Source organism: Rhizobacter sp. OV335 (genome assembly GCF_900142965.1).
Taxonomy (GTDB): Bacteria; Pseudomonadota; Gammaproteobacteria; order Burkholderiales; family Burkholderiaceae_C; genus Rhizobacter.
This window is the reverse complement of the sequence record NZ_FRCQ01000037.1, coordinates 1-25,182: the sequence shown is the minus strand read 5'-3', so window position 1 is coordinate 25,182 and position 25,182 is coordinate 1. Positions and strand designations below refer to the sequence as shown.

Below are 25,182 nucleotides of genomic sequence, written 5' to 3'. Positions count from 1 at the left end.
CTGGAAAGCCCGAGCGGCGCCGTCGCCTGCTGGCGGCGTGGCAACATCGTTGCCCGATGCGCTCGTTGTCCTTCCGCCGCTGGCACCGCCCGGCCGCCCTCGCGGCCGGCATCGCCGTGCTGCTCGGCCTTCAGATCGGCTGCGCGACGCTCGACGAGCGCCAGCGCGCGTGGATCTTCCAGCCCGGCGACCGCGTCTGGTACGGCGGCGCCGCGGCCGCCAAGGGCATGGACGACGCCTGGATCGACTACCGCTCCCACGTCGCCGAATCGCGTGACCAGGCGGTCCGCCTGCACGGCCTGTGGCTGCCGCAAGACGACCCCAAGGCGCCGGTGCTGCTCTACCTGCACGGGGCCCGCTTCGACGTGCGCACCAGCGCGACGCGCATGCGGCGCATGCACGAACTGGGCTTCTCGGTGCTGGCGATCGACTACCGCGGCTTCGGCCGCAGCAGCGCCGGCCTGCCGTCGCAGGAGCTGGCCGCCGAGGACGCCCACGCCGCGTGGGACTGGCTCGCGCAGAAGCGCCCGCACGCCCGCCGCTTCATCTTCGGCCACTCGCTGGGCGGTGCGATCGCGGTGCAGCTCGCGGCCGAGGTGCCCGACGAGGCTGGCCTGATCGTCGAAGGCGGCTTCACGTCGATCCCCGACGTGGTGTCGACCTTCCGATGGGGCTGGCTGCCGGTCGCATCGTTCATCACGCAGCGCTTCGACGCCGCGTCGCGCATCGCCGACGTCGGCTCGCCGGTGCTGGTGGTGCACGGCAGCGACGACACGCTGATCCAGCCGGCGCTCGGCCGCGCGCTGTTCGAACGGGCCCGCGAGCCGAAGCGCTTCCTGCTGGTCGAAGGCGCCTCGCACCACAGCACCAACGACCTGGGCCAGCCGCAGTACCGCGCGGCGGTGGCCGAGCTGTTCGGCGTCGGCGCTAGCGCAGATCCCCCGCCAGCGAAGCCAGCGTCTCCGGGTTGATCGCCACGTGCGCCGGGTAGTGCGTGTGGTCGCAGCCCAGCTTGCAGGCCGCTCCGGCGCGTAGCGCGTCGCGTGCGGCAGGCGGAAATTCGAAGCGCAGGAAGTGCACCGCCGAGGTCTTCTCGTCGGTCTCGCGGTCGAGGTCTTCATCGGCGATCGCGTAGACGCGCGCCTGCCCCTCGACCTCGACGAACATGCGGTCCTCGATGCCGATCAGCCGCGCCAGTTCGCGCTTGCGCTCGTGCACGTCGGGGTACTCGATCAGCATCGTCGCCTTCCAGTTGCCGCCGTCGGGCAGCAGCGGCGCGTAGGCCTCGATCTCGCCCTGGATGCCGTCCTCGTCGAAGATCTTCTCGATGTGCAGCATCTCCTGGATCTGCCGGCGGATCGTCTGCTCGTCCTCGAACTGCACGGTGACGTGCTCGCCCAGCGCCACCGAGCGCAGCCGGCGGTGCGCGATGAAGGCCGGCCGCTGCGCAGTGCGGATCTTCGCGTAGGCCTCCAGCGTCAGCAGGCTGTCCTTCGTGATCATCTCGGTCGCTCCGTCAGAGTCCGTAGGCGATGCGCACCAGGCTCAGCGGGTGCGCGAGCGTCGCGGCCGGCGCGCCCTGCTGCGCCATGCCCTGCGCGATGTGGTGCCCCGCCAGCGCGCAGTCGGAGCTGATGTAGTCCGGCCCGTTCGCCGCCATCGCCTTGAACACCGGCTTGCCGATCTTCATCGCGACCGGGTGGGTCGGCGTCTTCACGCCGTAGGTGCCGGCGTGGCCGGAGCAGCGCTCCACCGTGTTGAGCTGCACCGTGACCGCCTGGCCGATCAGCTTCAGAACCTCCTCGGTCTTCTTGCCGATCTTCTGCACGCGGCCGTGGCAGGGCACGTGGTAGCTCACCTTGCCGAGCGGCTGCTTGAAGTCGGTCTTCAACAGGCCGTCCTTGTGGCGGGCCATCAGGTACTCGAACGGGTCGAACATCGCCGCCTGCACCCGCTTCACGTCGGCATCGTCCGGGAACATCAGCGGCAGCTCCTGCTTGAACATCAGCGTGCAACTCGGGATCGCGCTCAGGATCGCGAAGCCCTCGCTCGCGTAGCGCGCCAGCACCGGCACGTTGGCCTCCTTGTGCTTCGCCACCGCATCGAGGTCGCCGAGCTCCAGCTTCGGCATGCCGCAGCACGACTCCTTGTCGACGATCGTGTACGGAATGTCGTTGTGCTCGAGCACCTTCAGCAGGTCGTGGCCGATGCCGGGCTCGTTGTAGTTGACATAGCAGGTCGAGAAGATCGCCACCTTGCCCGGCGTGCGCTCGCCGTTCGTCACGACAGTCGCCGCGCCCTGCTTCTTCGCGCTCCAGCGGAAGCGGCTCGCGGCCAGGTCGGGCAGCCAGGCCTCGGGGTGCACGTGCAGCGTGCTGTCGAGCAGCGCGCGCATCGGCTTCGTGCGGTTCAGCGCATTCGCCACCTGCACCACCACCGGGATGCCGGCGAACTGGCCGTGCACGTCGGTCGACGCGAGGAAGCGCTCGCCGGCACCGACCCCGCCCTTCTTGAACTTGATGGCCTTGGCGCGCAGCATCGTGTGCGGGAAGTCGAGGTTCCACGGGTGCGGCGGCACGTACGGGCACTTCGTCATGTAGCAGAGGTCGCACAGGTAGCACTGGTCGACCACCTTTGCGTAGTCGGCCTTCGCGACGCCGTCGACCTCGCCGGTCTTGCTGCCGTCGACCAGGTCGAACAGCGTCGGGAACGACTGGCACAGGCTCACGCAGCGCCTGCAGCCATGGCAAATGTCGAAGACGCGCTCCATCTCGTGGAGGCAGGCCTCCTCGTCGTAGAACGCCGGGTTCTTCCAGTCGACCGGGTGGCGTGTGGGCGCTTCGAGATTGCCTTCGCGGGTCATGCTGTCAATCGACCAGCGCGTCCAATGCCTTTTGATAGCGGTTGGCGTGCGAGCGCTCGGCTTTTGCCAGCGTCTCGAACCAGTCGGCGATCTCGTCGAAGCCTTCGGTGCGCGCCTGTCGCGCCATGCCCGGGTACATGTCGGTGTACTCGTGCGTCTCGCCGGCCACCGCGGCCAGCAGGTTCTGCCGGCTCGAGCCGATCGGCAGCCCGGTGGCCGGGTCGCCCACGACTTCCAGGAATTCGAGGTGGCCGTGCGCATGGCCGGTCTCACCTTCGGCGGTGGAGCGGAACAGCGCCGCCACGTCGTTCTGCCCTTCGATGTCGGCCTTGTTCGCGAAATAGAGGTAGCGGCGGTTGGCCTGCGACTCGCCGGCAAACGCGTCCTTCAGGTTCTGCTCGGTCTTCGATCCTTTCAATCCCATGGCGCTCTCCTGCTAGTGAATGAGGGGACCGGCGAACCGTAGCGCGCTGGCCGGCGCGCGGCAAATACAAAGCTTCAATGCAATGCATAGCAGGCCGCTATGTTTTCTGCGGGTAAACGAGGACGGTAAAAGCGCGAGGACGAGAAATCGCCGAACCGGTCACCCCAGGCCGAGCAGCTGGCGGGTGAGCTGGTTGAGCCGGCCGTCGGGCGACGCCAGGTCGTGCAGCACGGTCAGGTGGTTGGTGCCGGGGATGCGCTCGCACACCGGCACCGCGCGCTCGCCCCAGGCGGTGCGGATGGCGTCGTTCTGCGCGAGAAACTCTTCGCTCTCGTCGGCCCCGACGGCAGCGCACAGCACGCCGTTCGGCGCCGGCATCGCCACCGGGCTCAGCTTCGCGGCGAGCGCCGGCGTGAGCCGCAGGTCGGCCGCCAGGAAGGGCGTGCGGCGCACCGGCTCCAGGTCGAACACGCCACTCACCGCCAGCGCGCCACGCACCAGGTAGGGCGGCAGGTCGGCGCCCACCTGGGGCCATTCGCAGTTCAGCAGCATCGCGGCCAGGTGGCCGCCGGCCGAATGCCCGGCCACGATGATGCGCAGCGGGTCGCCGCCATACAGCGCCGCGTTGCGCCACACCCACGCCAGCGCCTTCACCATCTGCAGCGCGATGAAATCGATGCCCACCGGTGCCGCCGACGTGCCCGGGCACAGCGCGTAGTTCGGCACCACCACCATCGCGCCGGCATGCACGAAGGTCGGCGCGACGAAGGAATGCTCGGATTTGTCCAGCGAGCGCCACCAGCCGCCGTGGATGAACACCAGCACCGGCGCGCCGGCGCGCGGCGACGGAAAGATGTCGAGCGTCTCGTTCGGGCCGTCGCCGTAGGGCACGTCGAGGCGCCTCGACAGCCCGTCGCGCGACAGCGCCGACGCCTTCGCCCACCGCTCGAAGATCTCCGGGTGCTCGGGGATGCGGGCCCGGTTGTTGTATTGCTTGTCGAGGCGGTCGGGGTCGAATCGGGCCATGCAATCTCCGCGGTGCCGGCGCAGGGGTGCCGGATGGGGCCTGTTTCTAACCCGCCCGCCGCCGCAGGGCAAGCCGGCGCAGGTCACCGATCGAAACCGGCGCGGCGCCCGCGCCACGGCAGAATGCGCCATCGCTACGAGGCCCGCATGCACGCACCTTCCCACCGCCCTTCGCGCGGATTCACGCTGATCGAACTGATGGTCGTCGTGGCCGTCATCGCCATCCTGGCGACGCTGGCGGTGCCCAGCATGCAGGGCCGGCTGGTGCGCGGGCAGCTGGTCGACGCGGTCAAGCTGGCCGACATCGCGAAGGCGCCGGTGGCCGCCGCCTGGGCCACCACCAAGACCCTGCCGCTGGACAACGCCGCCGCCGGGCTGCCGGCCAGCGACAAGATCGTCAGCACGCTGGTCAGCTCGGTGGCGGTCGAATCGGGCGCGATCCAGATCACCTTCGGCAACCAGGCCAACGGCGCGATCCGCGGCAAGACGCTGACGCTTCGCCCGGCGGTGGTCGAGGACGCGCAGGTCGTGCCGGTGTCCTGGGTCTGCGGCAATTCGGCCGTGCCGGCCAAGATGACGGCCAAGGGGCTCAACAAGACCGACGTGCCACCCAATTTCCTGCCGGTGAACTGCCGCTGACCGCCACCCAAAAGCTGGCACGAAGATCGCTTCCATGTCGTCACCTGGCCGATAAAACCCGCGCCAGACGGTCGTTCCGGCGGTTTCGGGGCGATCCAGAAACATGGAGTTCACATGATTGACAAACAACGTCACCGCCCCCGCCCCGTCCCCCACGGCTTCCTGCCGAACTGGGTGCTGGTGGTACTCGCGACCGGCGCGATGGCCCTGGTCGGCTTCGCCCACTCGTTCGTCTGAGCGAGATCGTCTGAGCTGATCGTTCGCTTGCACCGCGGGCGGCGATAGACTGCGCGGGGCCGCACCGGCCCGCTCGCACCGTCACACCGCCCCCCATGTACGCGCCATTCTTCGGGCTCAAGCAGGAGCCCTTCTCGATCGCCCCGGATCCGCGCTACCTGTTCATGAGCGCGCGGCACCGCGAGGCGCTCGCGCACCTGCTGTACGGCGTGCGCGGCGGCGGCGGCTTCGTGCTGCTGACCGGCGAGATCGGCGCCGGCAAGACCACCGTCTGCCGCTGCTTCCTCGAGCAGATCCCGAAGCGCTGCAACGTCGCCTACATCTTCAACCCGAAGCTGACGGTGTTCGAGCTGCTGAAGACGGTGTGCGAGGAATTCCGCATCCCGTACCAGCACCAGGGCGCGGGCGCGCCGACCGTCAAGGACTACCTCGACCCGCTGAACGACTTCCTGCTGCGCACCCACGCGATCGGCCTGAACAATGTGCTGATCATCGACGAGGCGCAGAACCTGTCGCCCGACGTGCTGGAGCAGCTGCGCCTGCTGACCAACCTCGAGACCACCGAGCGCAAGCTGCTGCAGATCATCCTGATCGGCCAGCCGGAGCTGCGCGACATGCTGGCGCGGCCGCAGCTCGAGCAGCTCGCGCAGCGCGTGATCGCGCGCTACCACCTGAAGGCGCTGAGCGAGAAGGAAACCTCGCAATACATCCGCCACCGCATGGCCGTGGCCGGCATGCGCACCGCGCTGCCCTTCGACCGGCCGGCGCGGCACCGCATCTTCCAGCTGTCGCGCGGCGTGCCGCGGCGCATCAACCTGCTGTGCGACCGCGCGCTGCTGGGCGCCTACGGGCAAGGCCAGCCGCGGGTCGATGAGGCCATCGTCGAGAAGGCGGCGGCCGAGGTGTTCGGCTCGGCGCACGACGACGACGCGACGCTGCCTGCTGCGTCGCGCTTCCAGCAGGCGGCCCGCTGGGGGCTCGGCGCGGCCGGCGCCGCGGCGCTGCTGGGCATGGTGGCCTGGGCGGTCGACGGGCGGCTCGGGCGGCCTTCGAGCGGCAACCCCGATGCGCAGGCGTCGCAGTTCCCGGCGTCGGCGGCGAGTTCGCCGGACAAGGCCCGCCCGGCGGTGGCTGCCGCATCATCGGCCGCCACGCCCGCCGCCCCGCCGGCCAGCGCGGTCTCGCTCGACCTGCGCGACGGCATGAAAACCGCGTGGCGCACCGAGAAGGAAGCCTGGCGCGAGCTGGCGCCGGCCTGGAAGCTCGCCGCCGACCTGCCCGACCCCTGCGCCAGCGCGCAGCGCGAGAACCTGCTGTGCTTCCGCACCGTGGCGACGCTGGCGCTGATCCGCCAGCTGAGCCGCCCCGGCATCCTGCTGCTGCGCGACGACGCCGGCCAGTCGGTCTTCGTGCTGCTGACCGCGCTGACGCCGCAGACCGCGACGCTGCGCGCCGGCGGCGTCTCGCAGACGGTGTCGCTGCTGTCGCTGGCCAAGGTGTGGCGCGGCGATTTCGCGACCTTCTGGCGCGCGCCCGAGGGCTACCAGTCGGCGCTGAACGAGGGCAACGCCGGGCCGGTGGTCGAGGCGCTGGCCACGCTGGTGGCACGGGCCGAGGGCGCGAGCGCGCCGAGCGGTGGCCCCGCCTTCAACGCGGCGCTGAAATCGCGCCTCGCCAGCTTCCAGGTGGCCTGGGGCCTCACCGCCGACGGCGTCGCCGGCCCCACCACCTTCATGCAGCTCAACCGCGCCACCGGCGTCGACGAGCCGCGCCTGCAGGCCGACGGCCTGGTCCACTGAGAGGCATTGCGATGTCCTACATCCTCGATGCCCTGCGGCGCGCCGATTCCGAACGTGAACGGGGCCGCGTGCCCGGGCTGCATGCCCAGACGGCCGGCAGCGCGGCCGATGACGACGACATGCCCGATGGCCGCGGCGGCATGCGATGGGGCTTCGTCGCCTCGCTGCTCGGGCTGGCGCTGATCGTGGTCTTCGCGTGGATGGCGTTCGGGCGCGACAAGCCGATCGAGGTGATCGTCTCGGCCCCGCCGCCGCCACAGCCGGTACCGGCCCCTGCGCCACCCGCGCCCGCCGCGATGGTGACGGCGCCTGCGCCCGCCCTGGCACCGAGCGCGGAAGCGGTGGTGGCCTCGTCCGCATCCGCAACGACCACCGCGGCACGCGCCACACCCGCTGCCGAGAAGCCGCAGCGCAAGCCGGTGCCCGCCAGGCGAGAAGCCGCACGCCCCGCCACGCCAGCCGTCGACGAGACGCCGGCCGTGCCGATGAGCGAGCTGCCCGACGACGTGCGCCGCCAGCTGCCGGCGCTGTCGATCAGCGGGGCCAGCTATTCCGCGAGCCGCGGGAGCCGCATGCTGATCGTCAACGGCCAGCTCTACCACGAGGGCGACACCATCGCGCCCAACCTGCACCTGGAGCAGATCCGGCTCAAGTCGGCGGTGCTGCGCTACAAGAACTACCGCTACAGCGTCGGCTACTGATTCCGGCGTACGCTGCGGCTCATCCGCCACTGCAGGAGAACGGCCATGAGCGACAAATCGATCCTCGATCACATAAGCGCCCTCGTCGACGAGGAGCAGCACCTGCGCGACGGCGCCAAGGCGCCCGGCCAGAACGCCGAGCGCATCCGCCACATCGAGCACCAACTCGACCAGTGCTGGGACCTGCTGCGGCAGCGCCGCGCCAAGCGCGAGTTCGGCGAAGACCCGGCGAGCGCCAAGGTGCGCGACGAGAAAACCGTCGAAGGCTACGAAGGCTGACACCCGGCCCGCCTCACTTCACACAGGCTTCATCCGGCGTTCGACGACGCCAGGGACAGTGGGCCGGTGCCCACCACCGCGCGCCTCGCGCACTGTCCCATGTCCCACCTCATCGTTCACGGCGGCCAGCCCTTGTCGGGCCGCATCGTCCCGTCGGCCAACAAGAACGCGGTGCTGCCGATCCTGTGCGCGACGCTGCTGACACGGCAGCCGGTGCGCCTGCGCCGCGTGCCCGACATCACCGACGTGCGCAAGATCCTCGACGTGTTCCGCTCGCTCGGCAGCCGGGTCGAGATCGACTTCAAGACCGGCCTGCTCGACCTGCACCACCGCCTCACGAACTTCGACGAGACGGTGCACCGCCTGCCACAGGAGATGCGTTCGTCGATCATGCTGGTGCCGCCGCTGCTGGCGCGCTTCGGCGTCGCGCGCATCGAGAACGACGTTCAGGGCTGCACGCTGGGGGTGCGCGAGATCGATCCGCACGTCGAGGTGCTGCAGCGCTTCGGCGCGCGCGTCGAGCGCCGGCCTGACGCGCTGGTCGTGCGCAGCGACGGCCCGCTGCGCGCGGCCGACCACTGGCTCGACTACGCGTCGGTCACCACCACCGAGAATTTCGTGCTGTGCGCCGCGCTCGCCGAAGGCAGCGCGACGCTGATGAATGCCGCCTCCGAGCCGCACGTGCAGGAGTTCTGCGAGTTCATGCGCCAGCTCGGCGCACGCATCGAGGGCTGCGGCACCTCGCGGCTGACGATCCACGGCGTCGACGCGCTCGGCGGCGCCGACTACAGCTTCGCCGACGACTTCCACGAGGTCGTGACCTTCCTCGCGCTCGGCGCGATCACCGGCGGCGACGTGCGGGTGCGCAACACCGCGCCGCACCAGTTCCCGCTGATCGACCGCAGCTTCGCGAAGCTGGGCGTGCAGGTGCTGCACGAGGACGGCTGGTCGCGCACCGTGGTCGATGGACCGCTGCGCGTGGCCGAGCCGTTCACGCAGAACATGCTGCCGAAGATCGAGGCCGCGCCGTGGCCCTACCTGCCGGTCGACCTGCTGCCGATCTTCATCGCGCTCGGCACGCGTGCGCAGGGCAGCGTGATGTTCTGGAACAAGGTCTACGACGGCGCGCTCGGCTGGACCTCGGAGCTGTCGAAGTTCGGCGCGCACGCGTTCCAGTCGGATCCGCACCGCATCGTCACCTTCGGCGGCAAGCCGCTGTCGCCGGCCGAGGTCGAGAGCCCGTACATCATCCGCGTCGCGATCGCGCTGCTGATGCTGGCGGCCAGCATCCCGGGCCGCTCGGTGATCCGCAATGCCGGGCCGATCCGGCGCGCGCACCCGCAGTTCGTCGAGAACCTGTGTGCGCTCGGGGCGAAGATCGAATGGGAGGCGGGGGACTGAGGGCGGAGAGGCCGATTCAGCGCGGCTCGGCGGCGAACACGAGGTCGGTGCGCCATTTCGACATGTCGGGCTCGGTGTCGGGTCCGTCGAGGTAGAACTCGTAGCGCCCGTCCCAGACCTCGGCCTTGCCGCGCGGGTGCTTGCGCCACGCCACGTCGTGCTGCTGCCCCCACGCGAGCAAGTAGCCGGTGGCCGGCATCAGCTCGTCGGGGTGGCCGGTGTGGCGCATCGTCACGTAGCTGCCGGCGGCGATGCGGCCCGACTGCACCCGGGCATCGCCCGCGGCCGGCTTCTCGACGATGGTGCCGACGTCGATCTCCATCAGCCCGGCCATGTCGATCACGTTGTAGCGGAAGAAGAGCGGGCCGACCGGTGGCACGCCATGCGCCTGCAGCCAGGCGAACAGCTGCGGAATCAGCGGCACCACCTTCGTTCCGATCTCGCCCATCGCCACCTCGGTGCGGATGAACATGCAGGGCTGCTCGGGGCGCTGTTCGAAGCGCGGGGTCGTCAGGGTCGTCATGCGAGGCTCCTTTCGTCAGGCCGGGTCAATCTCCATCTGCATCGGTGAACTCGATCGTCACCTTCCACGCCGCCGCGATCGGCGGGTCGATCACCGCGCGCAGCGCGACCAGCGCCTTCACCGGTGCCGCGATGCGCGCCGGCGTCCAGGTGGCCGCGTCCACAGGCAGCGCCGCCACCGACTGCCGCACCGCCGCCACCGCGCGGCGCAGCGCCGGCCCGTGCGGCTTGCCCAGCCCCTGCTCGGCCAGCACGTCGTCGAGCCCCCAGCGCGGCCCGCCCTGCGTGTAGGCCAGGCCCGGCGTCTGCCCGAGCAGCAGCTGCGCGACGCCGTCCACATGTGCCAGCAGGAACTCCCGCGTGTGCTTCGTGCGCATGCTGTCGAAGTTCTCCAGCGCATCGCGCTGCCCCGGCACCTGCAGCGCCTGCGCGCGGGCCGCCTTCTCGAGCTTCTTGCCGCGCAGCAGCTCGACGCTGCCGACCAGCAGGTTCAGGATCAGCTTCTTCGCCGCCGGCACGTCGGGCGGCGTCGCCGAGCGCCAGTGCTCGGCCTCGGTGCGCCAGCCGGCCAGCAGCAGGCCCACCTCTTCCTTCAGCGACATCGCGATGCGCAGCGTGTAGCGGCACAGCGCCGGGCTGCGCAGCACCGGCGCGTTCGGCTCGGTGCCGGCCGGGAACAGCAGCCATTCGAGCGCCGGCAGCCCCTTCACCGCGGTGCCCCAGCGCTCCATCGCGTCATTCGCGGCCGCACCGGTCATCGGCGCCGTCGCGGTGACGGTGGCCGCCTGCTGGATCACCTTCGGCCGGGTCGGCCAGAAATCGATCGCCTTCGAGCTGCGCCGCGCGAGCGTCGGGCCCATCTGCAGCGCCTCGAGCCGGCGCCAGCTGAGCATTGCCTGCAGCCACAGCGCCTGGCTCTCCTTCAGCTGGGCCGGCGTCGGCTTGCCGCCGGCCGCCATCGCCGCGTCGAGCACCGCCACCAGCCCGGCCGCGCTGCGGTCCAGCGCCTCGTAGGCCGGCAGCGCCCACTGGTCGTGCAGCATCTGCATCCAGGTGACGAACGGGTCGATGGCCGCGCCGGCCCCGGCCGGGGCCGCCGAGATCGCCGCGATCGACGCCAGCCGCCACAGCACCGCGCGGCGCGCCAGGGCGGCACGGGGCGGACGGTGAACCGGGCTCGCAGGCATCGGCAGATTATGGACAAAGTCACACTTCGCGCGTGTCTTTTCCGGTCCATCACTGCCCCCCTGCCCGAGGGACGACCCCCTGCCCGGGTGGTGTTTTCTGCCAGATCCCTATGGTGCAATGCGACGCCTTTTCCCTCGGCGGGGCGCTTTCCGACCCTGCCGATCCGCCCGCACGCCAAGCCGCATGACCCGACCCGACGCCTCCGCTGCCCCCGCCTCGTTGCCCTTGCGCAACCTGACGGTCGACGGCCTGCGCGGCATCGCGGCGATGCTGGTCGTGCTCTACCACCTCTACCTCAACACCGAGACGCTGCTGCGGTCCGCCACGCCCGACTGGCTGCACACGCTGATCGGCAGCTTCGGCGCCACCGGCGTCAACGTGTTCTTCGTGCTGAGCGGCTTCGTGATCTCGATGAGCCTGCGCGACGCGCCGCTGTCGGGCCGCTACGTCGCGATGTTCGCGCTGCGCCGCTCGGTGCGGCTCGACCCGCCGTACTGGGCGACGATCATCCTGTGCATCCTGATGGCCAAGCTGTCGGCGCTGCTGTTCGCCGAGCTCGCCGGCCGCGGCCAGTTCTCTGCCGCGCAGATCGTCGCGCACCTGTTCTACCTGCAGGACATCCTCGGCTACGGCGACATCTCGGCGGTGTTCTGGACGCTGTGCATCGAGCTGCAGTTCTACCTCGTGCTGGTGCTGGTGCTGACCGCCGCGCACGACCCGGCGCAGCCGCGCAGCCGCCCGATCCTCGCGGTCGCCGCGCTGGTCGCGCTGTCTCTCGTGCTCGCGGTTGGCCAGATCAAGCTGCCGGTCGACGGCCTGTTCGTGCGCTACTGGCACATGTTCGCGCTGGGCGCGCTGACCTGCTGGTGCGTGTTCGGCGACCTGTCGTGGCGCTGGTGGTGGGCGCTGGTCGGCGTCGAGCTCGCGGTGGTGTTCGGCAGCGCGCCGTCGCTGCCCCACTTGGCGCCGGTGCTCGCCGCGCTGGTGCTGGTGCTGTCCAGCCGCTGGGTGGCCGCACGCGGCTGGCTCAGCGGCGCGGCGCACCAGTTCCTCGGCAAGCTGTCGTACAGCCTCTACCTGATGCACCCGATCGTCGGCTGGAGCACGATCTCGGTGCTGAAGAAGCTGTTCGGCGACCACCCTTCCGTGCCGCTCGGCCTGCTGTACATGGCCTGCGGCATCGGCACCAGCATCGTCGCCGCGTGGATCCTGTACCGCGCCGTCGAGCTGCCGGCCATCCGCTGGAGCAAGAAGGTGCCGATGCCGCGCGCCGCCGCCCCCGCGGTGCACGCTGCCGTCGCGACCTGACCCGGCCGTCCCCATGTCCTCCACCGCCTCGGAAGTCGGCCGCTTCTTCAAGCACTCGGGCATCTATGCCATCGGGAATGCGCTGAACCGCGTCGGCGCCTTCCTGCTGCTGCCGATCTACACCCGGCTGCTGTCGCCAGCCGAGTACGGCACGCTCGAAACGCTGTACCTGGTGTCGACCGTCGTGTCCGGCGTGCTCGGGGTCGGCATCGCGCACGCGACGCTGCGCTTCTACTTCGACTACAAGGACGCGGCCGACCGCCGCTCGGTGGTCAGCACCAACCTGATCGCCTCGCTGGTCATCTCGGTCATCGGCGTGCTGGTCGTCTCGCTGTTCGCCAACCCGCTCGCCGCCTGGCTGTTCAAGGGCCAGTCGCTCGGCTGGGCGATCCAGTGGATGCTCGCCACCATCGTGTTCGAGCTCGCGTCGCAGGTCGGCCTCGCCTACGTGCGCGCGGTCGAGCGCTCGATGCTGTTCATCGTCGTCTCGTTCGTGAAGCTGGTGGTGCAGGTGATCGCCAACTCGGTCGCGCTGATGCACTTCAACGCCGGCGTCGAGGGCGTGATGGCCGGCAACTGCCTGACCGTCGCGCTCGGCTTCGCGCTGCTGTCGTGGGTCAGCCTGCGCGACTGCGGGCTGCGCTTCGAATGGGCCAAGCTGATGCCGGTGCTGCGCTACAGCCTGCCGCTGCTGTGGACCACGATGGTCGGCATCGTCGCGAGCACCGCCGACCGCTTCCTGCTGCAGTCGCTGGTGTCGCTGGAGGCACTGGGCATCTATGCGCTCGCGCTGAAGCTGTCGAAGCTCGCATCCGACCTGGTCGGCGAGCCGATCAACCGGGCCTACGGCGCGTTCCGCTTCACGATCATGGAACGCGACGACGCCGGCACCATCCAGGCCCAGGTGGTGCGCTACCTGGCGGTGATCCTGTCGCTGATCGGCCTGGCCATCGTGCTGTTCGCCGGCGATGCGCTGCGCCTGATCGCGGCGCCCGCCTACTGGGAAGCCGCGCGCTACCTGCCGTGGCTGGTGGGCGCCGCCGTGCTGCAGGTGCTGACCTACCCGCTGCAGACCGGCATCTACTACCAGAAGAAGTCCAGCAGCATCTTCCACATCGCGCTCGCGGCCTGCGTCGCCGGCCTGGTGCTGGGCGTGCCGCTGATCTGGGCCTTCGGCATCCTCGGCGCCTGCCTGTCGGTGCTCGGCGTCTCGATCGTCTCGGTGGTGATGACCGACCGCATCAGCCAGCGCTTCTTCCCGGTGCACTACGAGTGGCGCAAGCTCGGCACGCTGCTCGCGCTGGTGATCGCCGTCGCGGTCGCCGGCCAGCTGGCCGACCGGCTGCCGCTGCTGTGGAGCCTGCCGCTGCGCTTCGTGCTCAGCGCCGCCTTCCTGGTCGGCATCGTCGCGACGCGCGTGATCGAGCCGGCCGAACTGGCCGCCGCACGCGCGAAGCTGCTGCAGCGCTTCGGCCGGCCTTCCGGGGCCGCGACATGAGCTTCGCCGTGCTGCCCATCTGGCTGTTCCTCGGCAGCCTGCTCGTCGCGCCGCAGCTGTGGTGGTCGCCGCTGCTCGGCCTGCGGGTCGACTACATCGTCTACCCGATGTGGATCCTGGTGCTCGCGTCGCGCGGCCGGCTCGGCGAGGTGTTCCGCTTCCGCACGCAGGATTACTTCTTCCTGCTGATGTACGTCTGGATCTTCCTCAGCGTGATGGTCGCCGGCCTCACCGACATCGGCCAGTTCTACCTCGTCTACTACGCGAAGCTGTTCCTGGTCTATCGCCTCGTCAGCGCGACCATCAGCGACGTGACCGACCTGAAGCGCACCGGCTATGCGCTGATCGCGCTCGCACTGCTGATCGCGATCGAGGGCATCCAGCACATGAACAACGCCGAGGGCATCGGCTGGGCGGGGCAGAGCTATGCCTGGATCGACGGCTCGGCCTCGTCGATCGGCCTGAAGTCGCGCATCCGCTGGATCGGCATCTTCGACGGCCCGGGCGTGTTCTGCGTGATGTTCACCGCCGCCGCGCCGTTCGCGTTCCAGTACATGGTGAGCCCGTATGCGCTGTGGCTGCGCGTGGTGGCCGCCGTCGGGCTGACCTTCCCGCTGCTGCTCGCGGCCTTCTACACCGGCTCGCGCGGCGGCATCCTCGCCACCGCGGCGATGGTCGGCATGTTCATCGTCTCGCGCTTCAAGATCAGCCTGGGCAAGCTGGTGATCGCGGCAGCCTGCGGCGGTATCGCGCTGGCCGCGGCGCCGTCGTACCTGACCGAGACCAAGGACGCCAACAACTCGGCGCAGGGCCGCGTCGAGATGTGGGCGATGGGGCTGCAGATGGTGCAGGAGAGCCCGCTGTTCGGCGTCGGCAAGGGCAACTTCGCGGTCTATACCCGCAAGCTGGTCGCGCACAACTCGGCGCTCGAGGCGATGGGCGAGACCGGCTTCCCCGGCATGTTCCTGTGGATCGCGATCATCTACATGGGCTTCAAGCACATCGTGGTGCGGCTCAAGGAAGCCACCGACCCGACCGAGAAGCAGGCGCTGCTCGCGGTGATGATGAGCCTGTCGGGCTACCTGATCAGTTCGCTCTTCGTCTCGCTCGAGACGGAAGTGATGTATTTCCTCCTGGGAATGACGGCCGCAGTGGGCCGCTTCACCACACAACCCGTGAGTTTCACCCGCAGGGATTTCATGTTCATCGTGGCCTTCCAGGTCGCGTACTACATGGCCTTCAAGGTGTTCATCATGGGGTACTACTAGCAGTCACGGAGCGAGGGGACACCATGGTCGGCAAGCAGGCAATGCTCGCGAGGTGGCTGGACATGGCCGGGGTGACCCGCGCGCGCCTGCGCAGCGGGCCGCGCGGGCTGACCATCCTCGCGTACCACCGCATCCAGGACCTCGGCGACGAATCGCGCTTCGCGGCCGACCCCGAGCTGATCAGCGCGAGCGTCGCCGAATTCCGCCGCCAGCTCGCCTTCCTGCGCGAGCACTGGAACCCGATCGGGCTGTCGAACGCGATGGACGTGATCGAGCGCGGCCAGGCGCTGCCGCCGCGCAGCGTCGCGATCACCTTCGACGACGGCCACCTCGACAACTACACCCACGCCTTCCCGCTGCTGCGCGAGATGAACGTGCCGGCGACCATCTTCCTGTCGACGCTGTACATCGGCAGCCGCGACCCGTTCTGGTTCGACCGCGTGTCGACGCTGCTGTTCTGCGCGCCCGCCGGCACATTGCGCCTGCCGCTGGCCGACCTGACGCTGGAGCTGTCCGACGTGGCGTCGCGCCGCGCCGCGTCCGACCGGCTGCTGTCGGTGCTGAAGCGCCTGGCCGACGAGCGCCGCCGCGATGCGCTGCAGGAGCTGGAGGCGCTGCTCGCCCGCCACGCCGTGCCGGCCGATGCCGCGCCCACCTCGGCGCTGAACTGGGACCAGGTGCGCGAGATGACGCAGCACGGCATCGAGTTCGGCTCGCACACCGTCACCCACCCGGTGCTGTCGATGCAGACCGAGGAGCGGGTGCGCTTCGAGCTGTCGCAGTCGCGCGAGACCATCCGCCGCGAGACCGGCCAGCGGGTCGACCTGCTGGCCTACCCGGTCGGCAAGAGCTACACCTTCAACGACCGCGTCGTCGCGATCGCCAGGGAATGCGGCTACCGTGCCGCGCTGGCCTACATCGACGGCGTCAACGACCCGAGCTGCGCCGACCGCTTCGCGCTGAAGCGCATCGCGGTCGAGCGCTACATCCCGCATCCCTTGTTCATGGCCCGCATGACCTTTCCCGGAATCTTCGTCTGATGGCCTCGTCTGCGTTCTCTTCGCCGGCCCAGCCGGTGATCTCGCAACCGGCCGAGCTGCGCAACGCCCCGCCGTGGCAAGAGGGCTGGGAGCTGCTGGTCGGGCCGCTGGGCGGCCGCTCGGTCGTCTGCCTCGACGACGGCGGACCGGCGGTCACCGCGCTGGCACAGCGCTGCGCGCGCGTGCGCGTGCTGGCCGCCGACGGCCGCAGCGCCGACGAACTCGCACAGCGCGTGCGGGCGCACGGCTGGACGCACGTCGAGGTGATCGCGCTCGACGACCTGCACCGCGCCGCGCCGATCGCGTTCGACGGCCTGGTCGTCAGCGACCTGAGCGGCCGCGCGCTGGCCAAGGTGCGCGGCGGCCTGGGCCGGCTGCTCACCCAGGCGCGTCCGCTGCTGCGCGACGGCGCCTTCGTGCTGCTGGCCACGCCGAACCGCTTCGGCCTGAGCCGCGATCGCTTGGCGCGCGGCCTGCGCGGCGGGAGTGCCTGGCCGTGGTTCACGCTCGCCTCGCAGTTGCGCCGCCTCGGCGTGCGCGCGCCGCGCGTGCACCCGCTGCTGCTGAACGAATACGCCGGCATCAGCGAGGCCATCGCGCCCACCGGCTACCTGCCGACCAAGAACCAGGGGCTGACGCGCGAGCGCATCAAGCAGTGGCTGTGGGGGCCGCGCGCGGCGCGCTGGTTCGCGCCGGCGCTGGCGGCGGTCGGCTGGATCGGCGATTCGCAACCGGGGCTGATCGATGCGGTCGCGTTGACGCTGCAGGCCGGCGGCAGCCAGTTCCAGTGGGTGCAGTACCTGGTGCTGCTGAGCGGCAAGGTGATCGCGACCTTCCGGCCCGATTCCGACCGCGAGACCTCGCGCGTCGTCGTGATCACGCGCGACCCGCTCGCGGTGGCGCGCCGCGTGCAGGAGGCCGAGAGCCTGCGCCGCCTGCATGCGCTGCTGCCGGCGCACCTGGGGATGCTGCTGCCGCGCGTGCTCGACCGCTTCAAGCTCGACGGCAACGACTGCTTCGTGCTGCAGCACATGCGCGGCGTGACCGCCGATGCGCCGGTGCCCGGGCTGCAGCGCGTGACGCGCACCGCGCAGCGCTTCCTGCTGGCGCTGCACGAGGTGACCTGCGTGAAGCGCGTGATGGACGACGAGGCCTGGGAGACCAGCCTGCAGCCGATCTTCGAGTCGGCCGTGCTGCGCAACCCGCAGGCCGCGCCGGCGCTGCAGCGGCTTGCGCAGCACATGCGCGAGCACGTGCTCGGCCATGTGTGGCTGGACGTCTGCAGCCACGGCGATTTCAAGATCGAGAACGTGATGTACGACCCGCAGACCTGCGAGATCACCGGCGTGATCGACTGGGAGCATGCGATGCTGTGCGGGCTGCCGTACATCGACATGGCTTACCTGCTGACTTACAACCGCATGCTGGGCGGCGAGAGCTGGCTGCAGGCGGCGCGCGCGCTGCTGGCCGGCCGGGTGAGCCCGAACGAGCTGGCCATCGAGGCCGAGTACTGGCGCGCCACGCGGCTGCCGGAGCGGCTGGTGCCGGTGCTGCGCGCGCTGGTCGTCGTGCACCACATCGGCTGCCGCTGGCACGGCCAGTGGTCGACGCAGGCGAGCGCCGAGCTGAACGCGTTGATCGAGAGCTGCATCGAACTGCTGGTGCGATCCCCGGCGCCTGCCGCGCTGGCCAGCGTGCTGCCTGCCGCCCCGGCACCGCGTGCCGCGGCGCGCCCCCTGACCTGAAGAATTCGAGAATGGCGCCGTGATGAAACTGATCGTCCTGCTGAGCATTGCCGCGGTGCTGTACCACTATGCGGTCTACCCGGCGCTGGTGCTGCTGATCGCCCGCTGGCGCGGCCATGGCGCCGCGGCCTTGTATCCCGCGTCGCCCGAGGGCAGCGCGCAATGGCCACGCGTCACGCTGCTGATCGCCGCCTACAACGAGGAACGCGTGATCGAGGGCAAGATCCTCAACTCGCTGGAGCTCGACTACCCGCACCCGATCGAGCTGATCGTCGTCTCCGACGGTTCGAGCGACAGCACGCCGCAGATCGTGTCGCGCTATGCAGACCGCGGCGCGGTCTCGATGCACCAGGCGCCGCGGCGCGGCAAGACCGCGGCGCTGAACCGCGGTGTCGCGGCGGCCACCGGCGAGATCGTGGTGTTCTCCGACGCCAACAACGATTTCAACCGCGATGCGCTGAAGGCGCTGGTGCAGCATTTCGCCGACCCGGCGGTGGGGGGCGTGTGCGGCGTCAAGCAGATCCGCGAGGCCGGCGACCGCGAGAGCAGCGTCGGCGACGGGTTGTACTGGCGCTATGAATCGGCGATCAAGCTGGCCGAGGGGCAGATCGGCTCGATCACCAACGCCGACGGCGAGATCTTCGCGATGCGCCGCGGCCTGTGGCGCCCGATCGCCGAGGACATCATCAACGACGACGCGCAGATCACCTTCGACATCGTCGACCAGCGCAAGCGCATCCTCTACGAGCCGGCGGCACGCTCGACCGAGTACGCGTCGATCCGCATCGAGGACGATTTCTTCGTCAAGGTGCGCATGGTGGCCGGCGGCTTCCAGACCATCGCGCAGCAATGGCGCCGGCTGCTGCCGCCGCTGTCGTGGTTCGCGCTCGCCTACCTGTCGCACAAGGTGCTGCGCTACCTGGTGCCGCTGTTCCTGGTGGCGATCGCGCTCGGCTCGCTGTGGCTGGCCGCGACCGGCGTGGCCGAGTACCAGGTGCTGGTCGTGCTGCAGCTGCTGTTCTACGGCACGGCGTGGGCCGGCTGGCTGCGCCTGCGCCGCGGGCCGCTGCCGACGGCGCTGTACGTGCCGTTCTATTTCTGCACGATGAACCTGGCGGCACTGCTGGGCTTCGTGCGCTTCGTGACCGGCAAGCAGGGCACCAGCTGGCGGAAGGCGCAACGATGAGAGGCACGACGATGATGGCCGCATTGATCCTGCTCGTGCTGGTGGCAGCGTGCGCCGGCGTGGTGTGGCGCCTGCTGCGCTCGCGCCACATGGACCTGTGGATCGCGAGCTACCTGAAGCAGTGGCCGCGCAGGCTGCACGGTCGCGGCGCCAGGATGACGCACAAGCACACGCATGTGCACTTCTGCTTTGCCGATCACTACGAGCCGTTCTGGCACAAGCCCGATCTCGCGACCGCGCGGGCGCGCGTCGACCGCTGGATGGACCGCTACCCGAAGATCGCCGCCGAGCACACCGACAGCAACGGCCGGCACCCGCAGCATTCGTTCTTCTACCCGGAAGAAGAGTACGACGAGGTGATCCTCGACCAGCTGGCCGACCTGTGCCGGCGCGGCTTCGGCGACGTGGAGGTGCACCTGCACCACGACAACGACACCGCCGAGAACCTGCGCAAGACGCTGAGCGGTTTCACGAAGCTGCTGAACGAGCGGCACGGGTTGCTGCGCAAGGACCCGGTGACGGGCCAGGTGCTGTATGCCTTCATCCACGGCAACTGGGCGCTGGACAACTCGCGCCCGGACGGCCGCTGGTGCGGCGTCAACAACGAGCTCGACGTGTTGTACGAGACCGGTTGCCGCATGGACATGACGCTGCCGTCGGCGCCGAGCGACACGCAGACGAGCAAGATCAACTCGATCTACTTCGCGCACGGCGAAGCGGGCTGCTGCAAGTCGCACGACCACGGCCGCGATGCGCGCGTGGGCGAATGGCTGCAGGGCAAGGAGTTGCTGATGGTGCAGGGCCCGCTGGCGCTGAACTGGAGCGACCGCAAGGCCGGCATCATGCCGCGCATCGAATCGAGCGAGATCTCGGCCGATGCCCTGCCGACGGCGGCGCGCGTCGCGCTGTGGGAGCAGGCGGCCATCGGCATCGAGGGGGTGGAGAACCACCTGTTCATCAAGGTGCACACGCATGGCGCGGAGGAGCGCACCGCGGGTGCGCTGCTTGACGGCGGCATGCAGCGCCTGTGGATCGAGCTGGAGAAACGCTTCCGCGACCGGCCCGGTTTCTCGCTGCACTACGTGACGGCCTGGGAGATGTACCAGCAGATCGAGCGGCTGTGTCGGAACGAGGCGGTGAAGGCTTCTTCTTTGCGTGAAGAGGTTGTGGCATGAGGTTGTTCGGAGTTCTTGCTTGCAAAGGCGCGGGTGGGGAGGCTGTGGCGCGCCGGACGGGCCGGTCTTCGCCCCTCTCGGGGCGAAGACTTCCCTCCGCTGACTGGTTTCATGGCCCGTCGCCGAAACTCCCGCCACTCACTTCGTTCGTTGTGGTCAAACAGTCGGCGACAGTCAGTTCACGAAGCGTGCTGCGCACGCGGGCCATGAATCCAGCCAGCTCCGGCGGCCCGTCCCTATTGGCGCTCCACAGCCTCCCCACCCGCGCCTTTGCGGGCACCGTCGTTTCGTGTTTGGGGGAAAAGATTGAAGTGACCGACGAAGCGTTCGTGCGCTCGCGTGCTCGTCGATCACTTCAGTCTTTTCCCCCCGACGAGAGTGGGCGGTGCTTCGCGGTGGGTGAGGGGATGGGCTGGGGGCGATTTCTGGGGCGACGGAGAAGGTCGGTTTTGGGGATGGCGCGCGCCAGCGCGCTTCGTAGACTGACTCATCGGCACTGTTTGACCACAACGAACGAAGTGAGTGGAGGGAGTTTGCCGATGCATCCCCAAAGCCGATCTTCTTCGTGGAGTCCGTGCCCCCCGGTGGGGGGCGCGGACCGCCCCAGCATGAGCCCCCAGCCCATCCCCTCACCCACCGCGACGCGCCACACAGCATGAGAGTCCTGCACGTCATTGAAACACTGGACTTCGGCGGCGCCGAGAAGGTCGTCGTCGACCTGGTCGCCGCCACCAAGGGTCGCTGCCAGCCCGCCGTCTGCTGCGTGAAGCACAGCGGCGAACTGGCCCAGCGCCTGGGCGACGGCGTGCAGGTGTTCTCGCTCGGCAAGGGCGAAGGCAACGACCTGACCGTGCCGTGGCGCCTCGCGCGCCTGGTACGCGAGCAGGGCTTCGACGTGATGCATTCGCATCTGTGGGGTGTCTACCTCGAGTCGGCGCTTGCCGCCAAGCTCGCCGGCGTGCCGCTCGTTCACACGGTGCATGGCAACTACCAGGACTACGGCCGGCGCTTCATCCCGCGCCTGAAGCTCGCGCTGCGCCACCGGCTGGAGCGCTTCGCGGCGCGCTGGCACCAGCGCATCGTCACCGTGTCGCATTCGATCCAGAGCTACGTGGTCGAGAACATCGGCATCGACCCGCGCCGCGTCGAGACGGTGCACAACGGCATCGACGAGCGCGTGTCGCTGCAGGGCGAGCGCCGCGGCACCACCTTCATCACCGTCGGGCGCATGGCGGCGGTGAAGAACCACGCGATGATGATCCGCGCGTTCGCGCGCGTCGCGGCTTCGCGCCCCGATGCGCGGCTGCAACTGGTCGGCGACGGGCCCGACCGCCCGGCCCTCGAAACGCTGGCTGCCTCGCTCGGCGTCGCGTCCCGCGTCGAGTTCCTCGGCTTCCGCAACGATGTCGCCGAGCTGCTCGCCGCGGCCGACGTGTTCCTGATGTCGTCGCACTACGAAGGCGTGTCGATCGCGATCCTCGAGGCCATGCGCGCCGGGCTGCCGGTCGTCGGCACGCAGGTCGGCGGCATCCCCGAGACCGTGCTGCAGGGCGAGAGCGGCCTGCTGGTGCCCGACGGCGACGAGGCCGCGTTCGCCGATGCGATGCTGACGCTGCTGCAGGATGCGAGCCGCCGCGCCGTGCTCGGCCGCGCCGCCACGCAACGCCAGCGCGAAGCCTTCTCGCTCGAGAGCGCCGCCCAGCGCTATCTGCAAATCTATGCCGGAGGCCTGCAGTGATCAAGGCTGTGCTGCGCAAGCTGCTGAGCCCGGTGCTGCGCTACCGCGGCGACGCGCCCGGGCTGTACCTGAGCTTCGACGACGGCCCGCACCCTGTCGTCACGCCGCAGGTGCTCGACGCGCTGGACCAGGGCGGCGTGAAGGCCACCTTCTTCATGATCGGCCAGGAGATGGAACGCCACCCGGCGCTGGTGGCCGAGGTGCGCGCGCGCGGCCATGCGATCGCGCTGCACGGCTTCACGCACCGGCACTGCGCCGACATGAGCTGGCGCGAGCAGCTCGACGACCTGCGCCGCATGCGCGCGGTGGCGGCGCGCTTCGGCGTGCGGCTGCGCAGCTACCGGCCGGCGTACGGCGAGCTGTCGGTGCTGCGCATCGGCTGGTGCCTGCTGAACCGCGTGAAGATCGTGATGTGGTCGTTCGAAACCCGCGACTCGTTCGTGCAGCAGGCCGACGAACTCGAAGCGCGGGTCACGCCGCAAGCCCTGACGGACGGCGACATCCTGCTGTTCCATGACGACACCCCGGTGACCGCGCAGGCCCTGCCGCGCTTGCTGGACAACGCCCGCGCAGCCGGCCTGCGCTTCGGCGTTTTGGAGACCGTGTGAAGACCCTCATCCACATCATCAGCGCCGACGACGTGTTCGGCCCCGAGAAGACCGTGATCAACGAATGCCTGGCGCTGCGCGGCAGCGACTGGCACGCCCGGATCATCAACATCTGGAACACCGACGACACGCCGATCTCGCGCAAGGTGCGCGAGGCCGGCATCGACTACGAATGCCTGCAGTCGGCCGGCAAGCTCGACCTGGGCGCCATCCGCGCGCTCGCCGCGAAGCTCGCGGCGCAGCCCGGCACGGTGGCGCACAGCCACGGCTACAAGGCCGACCTGTACACGCTGCTGGCCGCGCGCCGCGCGAAGGTCACGGCCCTCACCACCGCGCACGGCTGGACGTCGGAGAACGCGAAGGTGCGGCTGTACGAGCGCCTGCAGGCCTTCCTGTGGCGCTTCTTCGACCGCGTGGTCTGCGTGTCGCAGAGCTACCGCCAGCTCGCGAGGGCCGCCGGCGTGCCGGACCGCAAGATCACCGTCGTGCACAACGCGATCCGCAGTTCCTACCAAGCACAAGGCGCGCAAGCGCGCAGCGATGCGCGCGCGGCGCTCGGGCTGGACGACGATGCGCAGGTCGTCGCGATCATCGGCCGGCTCGGCATCGAGAAGGGCCACCGGCTGTTCGTCGAGGCCGCCGCGCAGCTGGCGCCGCGCTTCCCGAAGGCGCGCTTCCTGATCGCCGGCGAAGGCGCGCAGCGCGCCGACATCGAGGCCCAGGTGGCGCAGCTGAAGCTCGACGGCACGGTGCGCCTGCTCGGCCACCGCAACGACCTGCCGGCGATCTACCCGGCGCTCGACCTGCTGGCGATGGCCTCGCTGCGCGAAGGCCTGCCGAACGTGCTGCTCGAAGCGATGCTGCACGGCGTGCCGGGCGTCGTGATGGCGGTCGGTGGCATTCCGGAGGTGGTGAGCGACGGCGTCGACGGGCTGCTGGTACCGCCGGGTGACCTGGCGCGCTTCGTTGAATCGCTCGCGGCGCTGCTGGGCGACCCGGTGCGCCGCGTGGCGATGGGCGCAGCCGCGGTCACGAAGGTGCGCGACGGCTTCCTGTTCGATGCGCGGATGAAGCGCATGGTCGAGATCTACGAAGCCGGCCTGGTGCGGCCCGGTGCGCCGGCCCCCGCGGCAGGGAGCGCCGCATGATGCACGCGTTGTGGATGGTCGCGGCGCTGGCTGCGAGCGCGCTGGTGCTGCTGGTGGCGGCGATCTTCTTCTACCAGGCGATCCGCGGGCTGTGGGGCGTGCGCGCGCCGGCGCCGCTCGCGCCGCGCCGCGACAAGCGCTTCGGCGTGCTGGTGCCGGCGCACAACGAGGAAGGCGTGCTCGGCCCGCTGTTCGCGTCGCTCGCGCGCGTGGACTACCCGCGCGAGCGGCTGGCGATCCTGTTCGTCGCCGACCATTGCACCGATGCAACGGTGGCCGAGATCCGCGCCGCCGGCTTCGACTGCCTGGACCGCCAGAGCGGCGCGCGCGGCAAGACCGCGAGCCTGGCCGAGGGCATCACGACGCTGGAGGCGAAGCATGGCGAGGCGCTCGACGCGGTGGCCTTCTTCGATGCGGACAACCTTGTCGACCCGCTGTTCTTCCAGCAGGCCGCGGCCGGCCTGCATGAAGGCCACGCGGTGCTGCAGGGCCGGGTCGGCGTGCACAACTGGCAGGCGACCTTGTTCTCGCGGCTGAACTACATGAACGCGGTGGTCGAGAACCGGCTGGAGGAGCTGGCGCGCAGCCAGGCCGGCTGGAGCTGCAACCTGCGCGGCCACGGCATGGTGTTCCGGCGCGACGTGCTGCAGCGCATGCCCTGGCATTCGGACACGATGGTCGAGGACCAGGAGATGCTGGTGAAGCTGGTGTGCAGCGGCCAGCGGGTGCACTGGCTGGAGCATGCGCGCGCATCGAGCGTGATCCCGGAGACGGCGAAGGAAGCGGCAGCGCAGCGCAGGCGCTGGGCCGGCGGGCGCTCGGCGATCGTCGGGCGCAGCGTGCGGGCGCTGTGGGCGCGTTTCCGCGCGAGCGGTGATGGCGCAGCGCTGAACCTGCTGATCGACTTCCTGTTGCCCTCGCACGCGGTGCAGCTGAGCCTGCTGTTCGTTGCGATCGTCGTGGCTGCGGCCGTCTGCGGATTCGCGTCGTGGCAGTTCCTACTGGCCTTCGCGCTGCTGCCGGCGTACCTGCTGTACTTCATCGCCGGCAACCTGCTGAGCGGGGTTCCTGCGAAGACCTTCCTCGACATCCTGTGGGCGCCGGCGTTCATCGCGTGGCGCACGTGGATCTACCTGACGAGCCTGAGTGGCGTGAAGCGTTGGCGCTGACTTTCGCTTGCGGCGTGTTGCGCGTCGCGGCGGGTGAGGGAGTGGGCTGGGGGCTCATGCCTCGGCGGTCGGCCCTGGCGGGCCGACTCCACGGAGAAGCTCGGCTTTGGGGATGCATCGGCAAACTCCCTCCACTCACTTCGTTCGTTGTGGTCAAACAGTGCCGATGAGTCAGTCCACGAAGTGCGCTGGCGCGCACCATCCCCAAAGCCGATCTTCT

General features: G+C 69.8%; 24 protein-coding genes. 18 read left to right on the top strand and 6 right to left on the bottom strand.

The genetic code is table 11. The features are described from left to right. Nucleotides 1-56 precede the first annotated feature (56 nt). The gene (locus BUE42_RS27770) at nt 57-971 is read left to right on the top strand and encodes an alpha/beta hydrolase (RefSeq protein WP_073468530.1); all 915 of its coding nucleotides are present in this window, start codon (nt 57-59) and stop codon (nt 969-971) included. Here the strand turns inward: BUE42_RS27770 and BUE42_RS27765 are convergent. The 4 genes from BUE42_RS27765 to BUE42_RS27750 form a co-directional block, all read right to left on the bottom strand. Then, a complete protein-coding gene (locus tag BUE42_RS27765; RefSeq protein WP_073468529.1) occupies nt 928-1,503 on the bottom strand; it encodes a DUF3501 family protein in 576 nt (191 codons plus the stop codon). The genes BUE42_RS27770 and BUE42_RS27765 overlap by 44 nt on opposite strands. A 13-nt stretch (nt 1,504-1,516) precedes the next feature. Continuing rightward, nucleotides 1,517-2,863 carry a (Fe-S)-binding protein gene (locus tag BUE42_RS27760; RefSeq protein WP_073468528.1) on the bottom strand — a complete coding sequence of 449 codons (1,347 nt, stop codon included), beginning with the start codon at nt 2,861-2,863 and terminating at the stop codon, nt 1,517-1,519. 4 nt (nt 2,864-2,867) lie between these two features. Beyond that, nucleotides 2,868-3,287, bottom strand: a complete 420-nt coding sequence (locus BUE42_RS27755; protein ID WP_073468527.1) for a rubrerythrin family protein — start codon at nt 3,285-3,287, stop codon at nt 2,868-2,870. Nucleotides 3,288-3,446: 159 nt separating this feature from the next. Continuing rightward, complete coding sequence (locus BUE42_RS27750; RefSeq protein WP_073468526.1) at nt 3,447-4,313, bottom strand: alpha/beta hydrolase; 867 nt, start codon at nt 4,311-4,313, stop codon at nt 3,447-3,449. A gap of 147 nt (nt 4,314-4,460) precedes the next feature. Here BUE42_RS27750 and BUE42_RS27745 point away from each other — a divergent pair, with 147 nt between their 5' ends. The 6 genes from BUE42_RS27745 to BUE42_RS27725 all read left to right on the top strand — a co-directional run bounded on the left by BUE42_RS27745 (nt 4,461) and on the right by BUE42_RS27725 (nt 9,369). Continuing rightward, on the top strand, nt 4,461-4,952 hold the full coding sequence (locus BUE42_RS27745) for a pilin (RefSeq protein ID WP_200799046.1): 492 nt from the start codon (nt 4,461-4,463) through the stop codon (nt 4,950-4,952). Between the two features lie 114 nt (nt 4,953-5,066). After that, complete coding sequence (locus BUE42_RS34140) at nt 5,067-5,189, top strand: hypothetical protein (protein WP_255376901.1); 123 nt, start codon at nt 5,067-5,069, stop codon at nt 5,187-5,189. Between the two features lie 95 nt (nt 5,190-5,284). After that, nucleotides 5,285-6,988 carry an AAA family ATPase gene (locus BUE42_RS27740; RefSeq protein ID WP_073468524.1) on the top strand — a complete coding sequence of 568 codons (1,704 nt, stop codon included), beginning with the start codon at nt 5,285-5,287 and terminating at the stop codon, nt 6,986-6,988. Nucleotides 6,989-6,999: 11 nt separating this feature from the next. Next, complete coding sequence (locus tag BUE42_RS27735) at nt 7,000-7,689, top strand: general secretion pathway protein GspB (protein WP_073468523.1); 690 nt, start codon at nt 7,000-7,002, stop codon at nt 7,687-7,689. Nucleotides 7,690-7,734: 45 nt separating this feature from the next. Next, nucleotides 7,735-7,968: a DUF2630 family protein gene (locus tag BUE42_RS27730; protein ID WP_073468522.1), complete on the top strand. Its 234-nt coding sequence runs from the start codon at nt 7,735-7,737 to the stop codon at nt 7,966-7,968. A gap of 99 nt (nt 7,969-8,067) precedes the next feature. Further along, on the top strand, nt 8,068-9,369 hold the full coding sequence (locus tag BUE42_RS27725; RefSeq protein ID WP_073468557.1) for a UDP-N-acetylglucosamine 1-carboxyvinyltransferase: 1,302 nt from the start codon (nt 8,068-8,070) through the stop codon (nt 9,367-9,369). A gap of 16 nt (nt 9,370-9,385) precedes the next feature. Here BUE42_RS27725 and BUE42_RS27720 read toward each other — a convergent pair whose 3' ends face one another. Then, nucleotides 9,386-9,892 carry a GyrI-like domain-containing protein gene (locus BUE42_RS27720; protein WP_073468521.1) on the bottom strand — a complete coding sequence of 169 codons (507 nt, stop codon included), beginning with the start codon at nt 9,890-9,892 and terminating at the stop codon, nt 9,386-9,388. Between the two features lie 25 nt (nt 9,893-9,917). Further along, entirely contained in the window at nt 9,918-11,078 is a 1,161-nt protein-coding gene (locus tag BUE42_RS27715) for an imelysin family protein (protein WP_083614657.1), read from the bottom strand. Between the two features lie 184 nt (nt 11,079-11,262). Here BUE42_RS27715 and BUE42_RS27710 point away from each other — a divergent pair, with 184 nt between their 5' ends. The 11 genes from BUE42_RS27710 (at nt 11,263) to BUE42_RS27660 (ending at nt 24,962) form a co-directional block, all read left to right on the top strand. Continuing rightward, on the top strand, nt 11,263-12,387 hold the full coding sequence (locus BUE42_RS27710; protein ID WP_159445506.1) for an acyltransferase family protein: 1,125 nt from the start codon (nt 11,263-11,265) through the stop codon (nt 12,385-12,387). Between the two features lie 13 nt (nt 12,388-12,400). After that, nucleotides 12,401-13,885: a lipopolysaccharide biosynthesis protein gene (locus BUE42_RS27705; RefSeq protein WP_073468518.1), complete on the top strand. Its 1,485-nt coding sequence runs from the start codon at nt 12,401-12,403 to the stop codon at nt 13,883-13,885. Further along, a complete protein-coding gene (locus BUE42_RS27700; RefSeq protein ID WP_073468517.1) occupies nt 13,882-15,153 on the top strand; it encodes an O-antigen ligase family protein in 1,272 nt (423 codons plus the stop codon). Before BUE42_RS27705 ends, BUE42_RS27700 begins: the two co-directional genes overlap by 4 nt. 23 nt (nt 15,154-15,176) lie before the next feature. Continuing rightward, on the top strand, nt 15,177-16,193 hold the full coding sequence (locus BUE42_RS27695) for a polysaccharide deacetylase family protein (RefSeq protein ID WP_073468516.1): 1,017 nt from the start codon (nt 15,177-15,179) through the stop codon (nt 16,191-16,193). After that, a complete protein-coding gene (locus BUE42_RS27690; protein WP_073468515.1) occupies nt 16,193-17,938 on the top strand; it encodes an aminoglycoside phosphotransferase family protein in 1,746 nt (581 codons plus the stop codon). Before BUE42_RS27695 ends, BUE42_RS27690 begins: the two co-directional genes overlap by 1 nt. A 22-nt stretch (nt 17,939-17,960) precedes the next feature. Then, nucleotides 17,961-19,124: a glycosyltransferase family 2 protein gene (locus BUE42_RS27685; protein ID WP_073468514.1), complete on the top strand. Its 1,164-nt coding sequence runs from the start codon at nt 17,961-17,963 to the stop codon at nt 19,122-19,124. Between the two features lie 11 nt (nt 19,125-19,135). Further along, nucleotides 19,136-20,299, top strand: a complete 1,164-nt coding sequence (locus BUE42_RS27680; protein ID WP_143171801.1) for a hypothetical protein — start codon at nt 19,136-19,138, stop codon at nt 20,297-20,299. Nucleotides 20,300-20,954: 655 nt separating this feature from the next. Further along, on the top strand, nt 20,955-22,037 hold the full coding sequence (locus tag BUE42_RS27675) for a glycosyltransferase (RefSeq protein WP_073468512.1): 1,083 nt from the start codon (nt 20,955-20,957) through the stop codon (nt 22,035-22,037). Further along, the gene (locus BUE42_RS27670) at nt 22,034-22,645 is read left to right on the top strand and encodes a polysaccharide deacetylase family protein (protein ID WP_073468511.1); all 612 of its coding nucleotides are present in this window, start codon (nt 22,034-22,036) and stop codon (nt 22,643-22,645) included. Before BUE42_RS27675 ends, BUE42_RS27670 begins: the two co-directional genes overlap by 4 nt. Next, nucleotides 22,642-23,793, top strand: coding sequence for a glycosyltransferase (locus BUE42_RS27665; RefSeq protein ID WP_073468510.1), 1,152 nt, complete (start codon nt 22,642-22,644; stop codon nt 23,791-23,793). The genes BUE42_RS27670 and BUE42_RS27665 overlap by 4 nt, the downstream gene beginning before the upstream one ends. Continuing rightward, on the top strand, nt 23,790-24,962 hold the full coding sequence (locus BUE42_RS27660) for a glycosyltransferase family 2 protein (protein ID WP_083614654.1): 1,173 nt from the start codon (nt 23,790-23,792) through the stop codon (nt 24,960-24,962). The genes BUE42_RS27665 and BUE42_RS27660 overlap by 4 nt, the downstream gene beginning before the upstream one ends. Nucleotides 24,963-25,182: the final 220 nt, after the last annotated feature.